This window comes from Acinetobacter ursingii DSM 16037 = CIP 107286, assembly GCF_000368825.1.
In the GTDB taxonomy this organism is placed as follows: Bacteria; Pseudomonadota; Gammaproteobacteria; order Pseudomonadales; family Moraxellaceae; genus Acinetobacter; species Acinetobacter ursingii.
Map to the genome: position 1 here is coordinate 647489 of NZ_KB849717.1, position 13724 is coordinate 661212.

13 protein-coding genes and 1 tRNA gene are annotated in these 13724 nt (G+C 38.6%); 8 read left to right on the plus strand and 6 right to left on the minus strand.

From position 1 onward, the window contains the following. Nucleotides 1-999: a CobW family GTP-binding protein gene (locus F944_RS10610; protein ID WP_004990326.1), complete on the minus strand. Its 999-nt coding sequence runs from the start codon at nucleotides 997-999 to the stop codon at nucleotides 1-3. Between the two features lie 498 nt (nucleotides 1000-1497). Between F944_RS10610 and F944_RS10620 the strand changes: the two genes are divergently transcribed. Then, complete coding sequence (locus tag F944_RS10620; RefSeq protein ID WP_004990327.1) at nucleotides 1498-1731, plus strand: hypothetical protein; 234 nt, start codon at nucleotides 1498-1500, stop codon at nucleotides 1729-1731. Between the two features lie 197 nt (nucleotides 1732-1928). On the opposite strand, the gene F944_RS10625 is transcribed toward F944_RS10620, so the two are convergent. Beyond that, entirely contained in the window at nucleotides 1929-2387 is a 459-nt protein-coding gene (locus tag F944_RS10625) for a hypothetical protein (protein WP_026039879.1), read from the minus strand. 265 nt (nucleotides 2388-2652) lie between these two features. On the opposite strand from F944_RS10625, the gene F944_RS10630 reads away from it, so the two are divergent. Together F944_RS10630 and F944_RS10635 are read left to right on the plus strand one after the other, a co-directional pair. Then, nucleotides 2653-4281 (plus strand): NAD+ synthase, encoded by a 1629-nt coding sequence (locus F944_RS10630; protein WP_004990329.1) that lies wholly within the window; start codon nucleotides 2653-2655, stop codon nucleotides 4279-4281. Next, on the plus strand, nucleotides 4271-5335 hold the full coding sequence (locus tag F944_RS10635) for a hypothetical protein (protein ID WP_004990336.1): 1065 nt from the start codon (nucleotides 4271-4273) through the stop codon (nucleotides 5333-5335). Before F944_RS10630 ends, F944_RS10635 begins: the two co-directional genes overlap by 11 nt. A gap of 52 nt (nucleotides 5336-5387) precedes the next feature. Here F944_RS10635 and F944_RS10640 read toward each other — a convergent pair whose 3' ends face one another. After that, nucleotides 5388-6575, minus strand: a complete 1188-nt coding sequence (locus F944_RS10640) for a hypothetical protein (protein WP_004990338.1) — start codon at nucleotides 6573-6575, stop codon at nucleotides 5388-5390. 149 nt (nucleotides 6576-6724) lie between these two features. Continuing rightward, nucleotides 6725-6801: transfer RNA gene (locus F944_RS10645), tRNA-Met, on the minus strand. 453 nt (nucleotides 6802-7254) lie between these two features. On the opposite strand from F944_RS10645, the gene F944_RS10650 reads away from it, so the two are divergent. Continuing rightward, nucleotides 7255-7941 carry a superoxide dismutase gene (locus F944_RS10650; RefSeq protein WP_004990340.1) on the plus strand — a complete coding sequence of 229 codons (687 nt, stop codon included), beginning with the start codon at nucleotides 7255-7257 and terminating at the stop codon, nucleotides 7939-7941. 59 nt (nucleotides 7942-8000) lie between these two features. On the opposite strand, the gene lysS is transcribed toward F944_RS10650, so the two are convergent. Beyond that, on the minus strand, nucleotides 8001-9530 hold the full coding sequence (gene lysS / locus F944_RS10655; protein WP_004990341.1) for a lysine--tRNA ligase: 1530 nt from the start codon (nucleotides 9528-9530) through the stop codon (nucleotides 8001-8003). 259 nt (nucleotides 9531-9789) lie between these two features. On the opposite strand from lysS, the gene F944_RS10660 reads away from it, so the two are divergent. Further along, the gene (locus tag F944_RS10660; protein ID WP_004990343.1) at nucleotides 9790-10293 is read left to right on the plus strand and encodes a YqiA/YcfP family alpha/beta fold hydrolase; all 504 of its coding nucleotides are present in this window, start codon (nucleotides 9790-9792) and stop codon (nucleotides 10291-10293) included. 64 nt (nucleotides 10294-10357) lie between these two features. On the opposite strand, the gene F944_RS10665 is transcribed toward F944_RS10660, so the two are convergent. Beyond that, entirely contained in the window at nucleotides 10358-10894 is a 537-nt protein-coding gene (locus F944_RS10665) for an adenine phosphoribosyltransferase (RefSeq protein ID WP_004990346.1), read from the minus strand. 394 nt (nucleotides 10895-11288) lie between these two features. Between F944_RS10665 and rubA the strand changes: the two genes are divergently transcribed. From rubA to estB, 3 genes are all read left to right on the plus strand, one after another. Beyond that, nucleotides 11289-11453 (plus strand): rubredoxin RubA, encoded by a 165-nt coding sequence (gene rubA / locus F944_RS10670; RefSeq protein WP_004990351.1) that lies wholly within the window; start codon nucleotides 11289-11291, stop codon nucleotides 11451-11453. Nucleotides 11454-11532: 79 nt separating this feature from the next. Then, the gene (rubB, locus tag F944_RS10675) at nucleotides 11533-12714 is read left to right on the plus strand and encodes a rubredoxin reductase RubB (RefSeq protein ID WP_004990352.1); all 1182 of its coding nucleotides are present in this window, start codon (nucleotides 11533-11535) and stop codon (nucleotides 12712-12714) included. A 60-nt stretch (nucleotides 12715-12774) separates the two neighbouring features. Next, nucleotides 12775-13719 carry an esterase EstB gene (estB, locus tag F944_RS10680; RefSeq protein ID WP_004990357.1) on the plus strand — a complete coding sequence of 315 codons (945 nt, stop codon included), beginning with the start codon at nucleotides 12775-12777 and terminating at the stop codon, nucleotides 13717-13719. Nucleotides 13720-13724: the final 5 nt, after the last annotated feature.

A 13724-nucleotide genomic window follows, 5' to 3' on the forward strand; every position in this document is an offset into this window, starting at 1 on the left:
TCAGGTTTCTATTCTCGCAGCCAATAAATCAGTTTCCAGTTTGAGCCAGTTGTGCTCATGCTGACTAATCATTTCAATGCGGTTATCAATATTTTCTTCACCCGTTTTATAATTAAACTGTTTCGGGTTGCAATTAAAATACATCCAGCCCTGATGGGTATGAAAAATGGCTTTTATACGCAACCAATTCTGCTGTTCGCATAACACATCCAATAATCGGTCAAAATTAAAGATCCAACGACGCGGAAATTTCCAGCCAGCAACCATATAACCCTGCGCGTGTTCTACATAATGGTAAGGTAATTCTTTGATTTCAATTGCTTGTTCCGCAGTCGACTGTTGTCTTTGCTGGATCAGTAAGGGCTGAATTTTACGTTCACGGATAACATGTGCCAGATCAATCTGTTTTAGCTGAAGCTCCCCATGCGCGGCACTTAACCATTGTTGTTGGTAAACCTCATATTCTTGTTGAAGTTGCAACAATGCCTGATCATCGTCAAAGGTCATCACATCTGTATGCGAAATGACGACTATTTCAGCGGCCTTGATCTGATCTTCATAGAGATTTTGTTTGACCCAATTACTTTCATGTAATCGACTGCCATCCACCACTGTGACCAATGCCCGCATATCCAGACTACTTTGCCAATGCGGCTCAGTCAGTTGTTCCATCAATTGTGCAGGATGCCCTAATCCGGTGGGTTCTATAAATAAACGATCTGGTTTTGACTCGGAGAGCAACCGCGCCAACGCGATATGTAAAGGCAATTGGCTACTACAACACATACAACCACCAAGCAGTTCTTTGATTTCAAACCCTTGCTGCTGCGGCAAAAGCTGTTGATCAACGCCAATTTGACCAAACTCATTCATGAGGACTGCCCAGACTTCATGCTCAGGCTTTTGTTGTAATAAATGTTGCAGCAACGTCGTTTTACCTGCACCTAAAAATCCTGAAAGAATATGAGTGGGAACAGGTCTTGAATTAATAATTTTCACGTTAAACTCAACTTATCAATCATGGGAGCATTTTGGCTTTTTCAGACGTCTTTATAGCGACTTGATCTATCTTATTATGGATCTTTTAAAAATACCTAGCTCTTTCTTGATACATTCACTTAAAGTCATTTTGTGATAAAAATCACACCACATATTCAATAAAATAATTAAAATCCATTTATTTAGTGAAATATCCAATTTAGCTATTCTCTGTTTGTCTGTGTTTGTGTAAATATGAGTAATGATATTGGTTTATTTTTAATCATCATGAAATAAATCCATACACTTTTTACAGGATTAAATTGCATGATTTTTACAATAAAAATACAATCACTCACCATTTGTAATTTTTGTGTAAATCTACTCGTTAAGCATTGTTGCATTGATTGCTGCCTGTCAACAGAACTTCTAGCATGATGTTCAAGCGAAGTCGTTTGATTACTCAACTCAAAGTCATTCACTGATCGCTTTTTTTAATTTAAATAAAGGATGCCTCCAATGAAACTCGTTAAAATTCTACTAGCTTCATCACTTACTTTAGCTGCTGCTACTACTTTTGCTGCAAAAGCAGATCATGCTCAAGAGCAAGAAAAAGTGGTAGTATCCACTCAAGAATCTCCAAACACTGCGACGCCTGAGTCAGCTGCTGGTCAACCTACCTCAGCACAACCTGGTTCTGAAAATGCTGCTGAAGCTCAAGGACAAGCTCAACCTACACAGCCAGCTCAATAATCTAATACTCTCTCAATAACAGCATTTATTTAGGTTTAAATTTCCCAGTTTAAACCAAGTGACAGAGGTTAAATCATTGCTGCGATTTGACCTCTGACGCTTTTAGATCGTTTATTTTTCTAATGATTAATCTTCAGTTTTGATCAACACACAAATCAACTTTTTATCCATACTCAAGTCAACGATACTCTTATGTTTTATTTCGGAATAAATGGAATACATGTAGCAAGATCTTGGCAGGGTTGTCCTGTATGCAAGCGAATAAAATAGTCCTGTACCATCTGTGCTTGCTGTTCAATACCATATTGAAAAAACTGCTTGCCCTGCTGTAACACATAATTATATTTACGATCAAATAGAGCTGTACGAATCAGCTTAACGCCTTGTTGATACTGCCAAACATGTACCAGTTCATGAATAAACCACGACTGCTTTAAAATCGTATCTTGAGTAAAATCCTCACACCAATTTTCTGGATGAAAATAAATATTGCCATTAGGGCTAATCGCATAGTTTTTTAAAACCAAGCGATGCGCCACAATTTGAATATGCTCAAGTTTAATGGATGTGCCAAACACACTCATTGCCAATTGCTTTTCAGCATGGGTCAGCAAGCGTTTTTGAACCATTAAGTGCTTGTTTAAACCGTATATCATCTTATTTCTAAACACATCATGATTTGCTTAATATAATGCTATGATGAGTTGCTTAAAAAATGTCAATTTGTAAGTATTCCATAATAATATGCAAAAACTTGTCATTTTTTACGCCGAAAAACATTGGATTGGTATATATTATCCACCTTGCGCTTTTACGTTATACGTTAATTTACTTTGTTACCTCATACGCAAAGTTGAACAAAAAAAATGATAAATCAACATGTTGTGTATATCTATATATTTAATCTAGGATTAGGTTTGGATGAAAAGTTTTAAAATTGCCCTTGCCCAATTTTCACCGCATATTGGCAATATAGATGCAAATGCTCAAAAAATGATTGAGCAGGCGCTTGAAGCAAAAAAACAAAATGCTGATTTAATTATTTTCCCAGAACTTTCAGTGATTGGTTACCCTTCTGAAGACTTATTGTTACGTCCAGCACTTGCCAAACGTATCGATAAAGCCTTTAAACAGCTTGCTGAAGTCAAAGATATCGTCATGGTATTTGGTTTTGTACATTTGACCGAAGAAGGCCAACGTTATAACTCAGCGGCGGTGATGAAAGACGGTCAAGTCCTCGGCATCTATAACAAACACAATCTACCTAACTACGGTGTGTTTGATGAAAAACGTTATTTTAATGAGGGTCATCAGCATCTTGTTTTTGAATATTTAGGTCATAAATTTGGTGTCTTGATTTGTGAAGACATCTGGTCAATCAATACGGTTAAGCAAGTCGCACAGCTCAATGTGGATAGTATTGTTATTTTAAATGCATCCCCTTACGAAGTCGGTAAGCCACAACATCGTGTACAAACCCTGACGGAATTGTCTAAACAATTTAATGTGAATTTGATTTATGTCAATCAAGTCGGTGGACAAGATGATCTGATTTTTGATGGTAGTAGTTTTATTATCAATCATGACAGTAGTCTGGCACTTAAAGCACCTAGCTTTAAAGAAGCTCTTTATTTCACAGACTTTAATCCTGAAGATAAAAAGTTTAATGTGGCTGATCCATCGCCAAATTTGGATGCGATTGCTGAAATCTATCAAGGTTTGGTCATGGCAACCCGTGACTATGTTCAGCGTTCAGGTTTTCCAGGTGTAATCTTAGGTTTGTCTGGCGGTATCGATTCGGCACTAACACTTGCAATTGCAGTGGATGCTCTTGGTCCAGATAAAGTACAAGCCGTCATGATGCCTTATACTTATACGGCGCAAATCAGTGTTGAAGATGCTTCTGAACAAGCACGACGCATGGGCGTAACCTTTGGGATCGCTGAAATTCACAATATTGTGAATAGCTTTATGCAAACCCTGTATCCATTTTTTGGCAACAGTCCTGCCGATGCTACCGAAGAAAATCTGCAAGCTCGTGCACGTGGTACGCTATTGATGGGTTTATCCAATAAATTTGGTAATCTGGTGCTCTCGACGGGCAATAAATCTGAACTGGCAGTCGGTTATTGTACACTTTACGGTGATATGGTCGGTGGCTTTGCAGTCCTCAAAGATGTCTATAAAACCATCGTATTTGAATTGGCAAAGTATCGTAATAGTTTAAGTGATACGCCTGTCATTCCTGAACGTGTGATTACTCGACCGCCATCAGCAGAATTACGTCCAGACCAAAAAGATCAGGACTCATTACCTGCTTATGATATTCTGGATGCGATCCTGTATGCCTATATTGAAGAAGATCAAAGTCAGGCCGAGATTATTGCCAAAGGTTTTGACAAGGCTATCGTTGAGAAAGTCATTCGTCTCGTCGATCGCAATGAATATAAACGTCGTCAGGGTGCGATTGGACCGCGTATCAGCTCACGTGCTTTTAGTCGCGAACGCCGCTACCCTATCGTAAATGGTTGGAGACCAGATGACATCTAAGGATCAAACTGTCACGGATCAGACATTATCGCCTAGCGAACAACTTGCTCAAGCACTTTTGCTTGAGCAAGTGCGTTATTTTAAACAGCAGCTTACTGGTGAACATTCACCAGAATATCTACAGCATATTACCCATCTCATATTTAATACCTCACAACATTTGACACTTGGTCAAGTGGTGAGCCTTGAGCAACTACAAGATGTAGTCAAACGCTATGCCTTAGAAATGCAGCTTGGCGCTGGTTTGCTTGAGTTTATTGGTGAAATTGCGCAAAAAATTTATTTATATACGCTTCAGTCTACGGCCACCGTCAATGACTTGGTTTCTGATTATCAATTTGAAATCTGGTTATCCAAATTTCTAGAACTCGATAATGTGCGGGTTTATTTGAACCAATTTTTGAAAAGTAGCCCTGCGATTCGGCAGTTGTGTCAGTTTATTGCTACAACGGTTTTACAAAATAAGCTTCCAGTATTATTCACTACCCTAAACTCCAAAAGTCAGCTACCAGAACGCGCTGGGTCTGAATGGAAACGTAAATTACGTCAGTTTTCGAGCATTCAGCAACAACGCCTTGAGCAAAAACTGGAAGATTATCTAGCTGAGTTTATTCAGCAGCAACTTGCTGGGTTAAGCATTTTAAGTAATGAGGATTTGGAAATTCTCATTCGTGATATTTGGGATGATGTCAAAGAGAAAACCATCTATCAATACGCCTCTCAACTTAAACCCATTGATATTGAAGAATTTTTTGTTCTAATTTATGAGTATTGGAAAGAGTTGCGCCAATCGCCTTTAATGCAAAATCTGATTTTACATGGAGTTGAGGTGTTCTATCGTTTTTATGAAGATGAAACTCTGCAAGATTTACTGTTTGGAGTTGGATTAACAGAACAAGATATACAAACAGAAGCTTTACGTTTTTATCCTAAGGCGATTCAGGCATTGGATGAACAGGATTTATTAGAGCCTTTAATCTTTAATCTATTGAAACCATTTTACCTTCGTTCAGATACGCTTAATGTGATTTCTAAACATTTAAAATCGAACTAATCTTTAAGCTCAATACATTTTCTATGTATGTATTGAGCTTAAAACGTGATAATCAAAAATAATAGCCCACCGCGAGATAAAACATTTTATCCCAGCCATTCTGAGTTTGATTTCCCTGCGCCAAACTGTCAGCGTCTCCGCCGTTCATCGGGTCATTGCGACTCATAAGATATTCAGCCTGAACACCAATGGCTTTATAATTAAATGCAATCCCACCAATTAAACGTTCTGAATCTTTATAACCTGATTCATCTTTAAAGAAACGACTATGCGATAAATACGGCTTAATATTTTCTAAGTGAAAATAGGGTTGCTCAAAGGTGTAATTCACTTCATTGAGCAAATAGCGTCCATGGTTTGCCAGTTGGTAATTGCTATCGAAAGCACCCATGGTTGAGCTGTCTGGGAACATATCGTCGTGATTATTGATCTTCTGCTGACCATATAAACTAAGCCATTGCCACTGACCGAATTGAGTCGTAGCAAAAACATTCCATGTGTTACGATGTCCATCGCGATGAGTACGTTTATTTTCAATCTCTGAATACCAAAAAGATGTCCCTAGCTCTGTACTTAGCTGACGACGTTCATGTAATTCAATTTTTTTGGTTAATCTCGCGATCCACATATTTTTTTCTCTTAAATGTGTTCCCGTCGTTAAATCATCTGATTCCACAAAGTTTGGAGTATAACGACTGGCATCTTTTGATGTGCCTTTATAATTTCCGCCATCACTTGGATAGAATGCAAAGCTCGCGTGATAGTCATCATGATGAAGTTGGTATTGGATTCCAAGATTGGAAACATCCTCAAACCCAGCGGTATTCATGAGCGTTTCATAATAACTACTGCCCCAAAATTCACCTAATCCAAAATTAATAGGCTGCAAACCTAAACTTATCCGTTGTTCATCATTCAACTTGTAGCCTATCCATGCGTGACGTAAAAAAACCGCATCACAAAGTTGATCATATCGATAGCAGCGTCCATCTATCGAAGCCAGCCAATCTGGATTTTCATAATCCAGCACCAGACGAATATCTGCTAAACGCCAGAGATTATTTTGACCCTCATTGGCTTTTTCCTGATAATCCTTACTATAAAAATGAGTTCGTATTGCACCTGAAAGTTTGATTTCCCCCAGATTTTCATGAGGATCACCCCAACTTAAATCGGATGCCCATAGACTGCTTGAGCTAAAAATAATACTTGTTGTAAGTAGTAATACTGACTTATTCATGTCATAACTTCCTGAAAGTGAGGTGATGAAAATGCATAAGTTCGTTTTTAATTAGAAAACTAAAACATTGAACTTGATGTTAACAAAAGTAGATGAACGAAAAATGTAAATAAAAAAAAAGATCACGTAAGGTACATGATCTTTAAAAATGGTGGCTATGACGGGACTTGAACCTGTGACCCCCGCATTATGAGTGCGGTGCTCTAACCAACTGAGCTACATAGCCATAAACTGTGTGCGCATTATCTATAGAAGCAGGATAAGCGTCAACACCTTTAGCGACCATCTGTTCATCAAATACTCAAATACATTGAAATACTGGGTGACATTTAAAATTTAAGAACATTTAGCATACAAAATACAATATTGGGTGATGCATGACTCAAATTCTATTGAGCAGTTTATTTGAGATAAATAAATTAAAAATAGTATTGCTGTGTATGTTTAGACAAAAGACTTCTGTCGTCATGGTTTTAAGCTCTTTTATTTTTTTTCGCAAAGAGAAATAAAAGGATGTCTGAAATAAGCCTAAAAATGATCCATATAAAACTTAAAAAATATTTAAATTTTGATCAATTTAATACAAAATTTATTATATATATGTAACCAAGAATCATTCTCTATAATAAACCCGTTACTATGTGATCTGAAAAGGTTTTCGACATATAAGGACGATCCAATGACACGAGCATTTAAGACTACGCTTTTTCTTTTAACTACATCAGTCATCAGTATGTCTGCACTTGCTGACTTTAAACAAGCACCTTTACCCTATGCCAGCAATGCTTTAGAGCCCGCCATTGATCAACAGACCATGGAAATTCATTATGGCAAACATCATAAAGCTTATGTCGATAACTTGAATGCACAGATTAAGACTTATCCAGAGCTCGACAAAATCGAACTTATTCAGCTACAAAAACAGATTTCAAAATACAATACAGCTGTTCGTAATAATGGTGGTGGTCATTTTAACCATACTTTCTTTTGGGATAGCCTAGCACCCACAGCGAAAACAGGGCAACCAAGCGCAACACTGCTGAAAAAAATCAATCAGGACTTTGGTTCACTGGATGCCTTTAAACAGAAATTTAACGAGGCAGCTTCTGGTCGTTTTGGTTCAGGATGGGCTTGGCTGATTGCCACGCCAGATGGAAAGCTTGCCATCACCTCAACACCGAATCAGGATAATCCACTCATGGATATTGCTGAAACAAAAGGTACGCCTTTACTCGGATTGGATGTTTGGGAACATGCATATTATTTAAAATACCAAAATCGTCGTGCGGACTATATCAAGGCATTTTGGAGTGTGGTGAACTGGAATAAAGTCAACGAACGTTATACACAAGCCATTAAAAAATAATTTATCTGCATCAATAAAAAACAAGCGCCATTTAGGCGCTTGTTTTTGCTTTTAAAATATTAACCTTCTTTCCGGCGCATATGCGGGAATAAAATGACATCACGGATACTTGGTGCATCAGCAAATAACATCACCAAACGATCAATTCCGATGCCTTCACCTGCGGTTGGTGGTAAACCATACTCAAGTGCTTCCACAAAGTCAGCATCATAGTGCATCGCTTCATCATCACCTGCATCTTTTTCTGCAACCTGCGCCTGAAAACGTTCCGCTTGATCAATCGGATCATTCAACTCCGAGAAACCATTCGCCAATTCACGACCACCAATAAAGAATTCGAAACGATCGGTAATATGTGGATTGTCATCGTTACGACGCGCTAGTGGTGACGTTTCCGCTGGATATTCAGTAATAAATGTAGGCTGACGCAATTTGGTTTCAACGGTTTCTTCAAACACAATCGTTTGTAATTTACCTAAACCAAAGCCAGGTTTTACCTGTTCTTTTAATACGTCTTGAGTAAATTTAGCCAAAAATTCACGGTCATTCACATTTTCAGGCGTAAATTCTGGATTATTTTCCAAAATCGCATCGAACATGGAAATCTTTTTAAACGGCCCTTTAAAGCTGAATACTTCGCCTTGATACGGCACATCTGTACTACCCAGAATATCCAGAGCCAATTTTTCTAGCATGTTTTCAGTCAATTGCATCAGATCTTTATAATCTGCATAAGCCTGATAAAATTCGATCATGGTAAATTCAGGGTTATGACGTGTCGATACCCCTTCATTACGGAAGTTACGGTTAATTTCAAACACACGTTCAAAACCACCTACCACCAGACGTTTTAAATAAAGCTCAGGCGCGATACGCAAGAATAATGGCATATCCAATGCATTGTGATGCGTTTCAAATGGACGCGCAGAAGCACCACCCGGAATGATATGCATCATTGGGGTTTCAACTTCCATAAAACGTTCATTGTTCAAAAATGCACGAATCCCTGCAACCACTTTGGCACGAATTTCAAAAGTCTTGCGCGTTTCTTCATTGACGATCAAATCCAAATAACGTTTGCGATATTTGGCTTCGGTATCGGTTAAACCATGAAATTTGTCTGGTAATGGACGCAACGATTTGGTTAGTAATTCAAAGCCTTCAAGGTGAACATATAAATCGCCTTTGCCTGAACGACCAATATAACCTTCAGCCGCGATAATATCGCCCAGATCCAGACTCTTGATAGTTTCCAAGGTTTCTGCTGGCAAACCTTTACGGTCCACATACAGCTGGATACGACCTGTCATATCCTGAATCACCATAAATGATCCACGATTGAGCATGACACGCCCTGCAACTTTCACATAAACATGTTCAGCCGCTTCAATCTGTGCTTTATCTTGATCTTTAAATTGTTCTTGTAAATCAGCAGCGTAATGTTCGCGTTTAAAGCTGTTTGGCCACGGACTTTGGCCACTTTGCTTCGCATTGTCCTGAATTTGTTTTAACTTGGCATGACGCTGTGCAATTAAATCGTTTTCGGAAATAATGGGTTCAGAAGTCGATTGAGCGTTTTGTTGCGTCATCTCTGCCTCGATTAAGTAAAAAAATGAAGTCGTAGAGTTTAGCAGATGTCATCAGATTTTCGTATGATTTCTTCGGCTCTATCTTTGAAATTCATGTGAATCCTGTTTTCTTGAATGCGTCACCCCATCTCCTTAGACCAAAATCTAAGATTCATTCTCCACACTTCACAGTAAAATATTTAAACATTGAGGTGCTTTTAAAACGAATAGCTGTGGACATGGAATGACCAGTTTATTCATCCTACTGGTTTAAATAAAAATGCTGCAAGATCAATTTAAAATATTATTTTTGCATGGCTTGGACTCCTCGCGTGAATCCACCAAGTTTCATGCTATTCAAAGTACAAACAAGTTTTGTATTGATGTCGATTATCGCAATTTAAACTATGAAACGGTTGCACATTTTTATCAAAATATTATTCAAAGCATTCGACCCAATATCCTGATTGGACATAGTCTAGGCGGATATTGGGCGCTTAAACTCTCCAGTCAATATCAATTGGCTGCGATTGTGGCTAACCCAAGTTTAACCCCTCATTTTCGTGATGATTATCCCCCTATTTCGGCTGAAGATCTGGATAATGATCTTCCACGACTGGCTTATCTTGAATTAGGTGATGAGGTGATCGATATGCGTGAAGTTCAATCACAATTGGAAAACTATATGCTAATCGATGCTGTTGAAGGTGGTCATCATCGTCTTGAACAACCCGAAAAGATTAATCATCTGATTGAACATATTCAAAAACAGTATTTTAAATAAATCTGAAAATTATCCTATAGCGCCTATAGAGAATGAGGTCTCATTCTCTTTTTATGGATATGATTTATTCAGAATAACCCTCAGATTTATTATCCAGCACATGCCAGACTGATAAACCTAAATCCGCATGAAGATCTGGCAAATCCAGTAAAATGACAGCACCCAAGACCTGATGTCCACATTTTTGACAAAGTTGATTAACCGCTTTTAAGGTTCCACCTGTCGCTAGCACATCATCTACCAAAATCACTTTTTGCGCTTCGATTTGCGCTGACATTTCTAACTGATCTGAACCGTATTCCAGACTATAACCAACACATTCGACTGGTGGCGGTAGCTTGCCCGCCTTACGCACCAACAATAAACCTTTTTGTAATCGTTGTGCCAATAACGTAGCTAATACAAATCCTCTTGCCTCCACTGCAACAAAACTTTCGACCTGTTGTAATTGTGACTCAGGAATAGCCGCAATTAATGCATCAGTGAGTAAGTCTAGTTCTTTGACAAATAAAGGAGTTAAATCATAAAAACAAATGCCTTTTTTAGGAAAATCAGGCACAGTCCGAATATGCGACCATAAAGTCTGAGCAAGAGCGGTCATAAATACAATCTAAGATGGCAAATGAATGTCTTAATTTTACACCTTCATATTTAACTAGACCAGTGAGACCAACCAACAACAAGATTATTCATTAATTATCATGCCACTTTTTCAAGAAAGACTCGATACAACCAATTGTAAAGCATCAATTTATTTTTATTTAAAATGACTTGATTGGCTTCATTGCCCAAAAAACCACGCTTTTGTCCCAAGCTGCCATTCCGCTTTTATTCTGAATGATTAAACTCCTTTAATTGCTTTACTTAGCTGATGATCTGCGCAAAAATCATAAGTTGTATAAATGTGATTGCATTTATCGCTAGAGTCTATATTTAGAGAATGGATTCGTTTTACGACAGGCAGCTGAAGCGAACTTATCGGGTTGGAGAATCAAATGAAAAAATATCAATGCATCGTATGTGGATGGATTTATGACGAGTCAGAAGGCTGGCCACAAGACGGCATTGCACCGGGGACAAAATGGGATGACATTCCAGATGACTGGACTTGCCCAGATTGCGGCGTTTCAAAAGCTGATTTTGAAATGATCGAAATCTAATATGTTTCATCAAGACCATGTACAATTCATGGTCTTTTTACTTAAAAGTTAATCATTTACTGTGAATGGAGAATACGCAATGCATCCTATCGTCATCATTGGATCAGGCATGGCAGGTTACACGTTGGCTCGCGAGTTTAGGAAATTAAACCCAGACCATGAACTTCTCATGATTTGTGCTGACGATGCAGTAAATTATGCTAAACCGACTTTATCTAATGCACTTGTTGGCAATAAAGCACCTGAACAAATTCAGTTGGGTGATGCCGAAAAAATGTCAACACAACTCAATATGCAAATTCAGACACATACATGGGTTAAAGAAATTCATGCAGATCGCCATGAATTGGTGACTGAAAAAGACGGACAACAACAAATTCAGCCCTATTCAAAATTAGTGTTAGCTGTGGGCGCAAATCCGATTCGTCTCGCCATTGCAGGCGATGGAAGTGATGACATTCATGTGGTGAATTCACTGATCGATTATCGAGCATTTCGCGAAAATCTTGCAAAATGTAATGACAAACGTGTAGTCATTTTGGGCGCTGGGCTTATTGGCTGCGAATTTGCAAATGATCTTCAAAATACAGATCATGATGTCACTGTCATTGATTTATCACCTCGTCCTTTAGGTCGTCTATTGCCAGCCCATGTAGCCGAAGCATTCCAACAAAGTCTAGAACAAAGTGGCATTCGTTTTGTACTTTCAACCACAGTTGAAAAAGTCACAAAAATAAATGATGGACAGGATTATGCGGTTACACTTGCCAACGGGCAGACCCTCGTTGCAGATATCGTCCTTTCAGCCATTGGTTTACAGCCTAATATCTCGTTGGCAAAAACCGCTGAGATTCAAACCAGTCGCGGTGTCATTACCAACAGTTTACTCGAAACCAATCAAACTGATATTTTTGCAATTGGCGACTGTGCCGAAGTCAATGGAACATTGCTTCCTTATGTTATGCCAATTATGCAGCAAGCTCGTGCACTCGCCAAAACATTAACTGGACAAACAACGTCTGTACATTATCCTGCCATGCCCGTTGCTGTTAAAACACCAGCGGCACCTCTAACTGTACTTCCCGCCCCTTTAGATGTTGACGTCAATTGGGAAACTGAAGAACTTGAAGATGGCATGCTTGCAAAAGCTTCAGATGCTGAGGGGACCTTACGTGGCTTTGTACTGCTTGGGCCAACAGCAGCAAAACAACGTTTGACCTTAACAAAACTTGTTCCAGACTTGATTCCAGCTCAAATTTAAGGTTTAAATAATCCAAGGCATTTATCTTGTTAAATGCCTTTTTGGAGAATCAAAAGAAAAATGAATAGCGCCTTGGAATACAAAGTTTCACCTTACACCTCATTTATGCATGAAACAAAAGTCAAACTGAGCAATGGACTTGAACTTCATGTCGAAGTCGGTGGCGATCCTGAAAAACCAACGATTTTATTGGTGATGGGCTTGGGCGCCCAAATGTTATTCTGGCCTGATTTCTTTTGTAAATCATTGATCGATCAAGGCTTTCATGTCGTTCGTTTCGACAATCGTGATATTGGTCTTTCCTCCAAGATTCGACATAAAGGAAAACGTTTAAATACGCTTAAGTTGATGGGACGTTTTGCATTAGGCTTAGGCAATCAAGGTGCGCCTTATACCCTTTATGATATGGCTGAAGATGTATCCATGTTGATTGATGAAATGCAATTGGGTAAGGTTTATGTACTCGGAGCATCAATGGGCGGGATGATTGCCCAGATTGTTGCGGCGAAATATCCTGAAAAAGTAGAGAAATTAGGTTTATTATTTACCAGTAATAATCAGGCCTTGCTACCGCCTCCATTTCCCAAACAGCTTTTTAGTCTGATTGGTAAGCCTAAATCCAATGATGAAGATGGTATTATTAATCATAGCCTAAAACTTTATGAAATTATTGGCTCACCGGGTTATGTCAATCAAATGGAAGCCATGCAAACTGCACGCAAACTTTATCAACGCAGTTATCATCCTGCGGGCGTGTTACAACAATTTTTAGCCATTTTATGTACAGGTTCATTACTACAACTTGATAAGCAAATTCAACAGCCCACCCTTGTTGTGCACGGATCACAAGATCGGTTACTTCCGCCAAGTCATGGTAAAGCTGTTGCCAAAGCAATTTCAAATGCCAAATTTGAATTAATTCATGGAATGGGGCATGATATCCCTGCACATTTTATTCCACAACTTAGCGGTTTATTTGCGAACCACTTTAGAACATCAAATTAGGACAC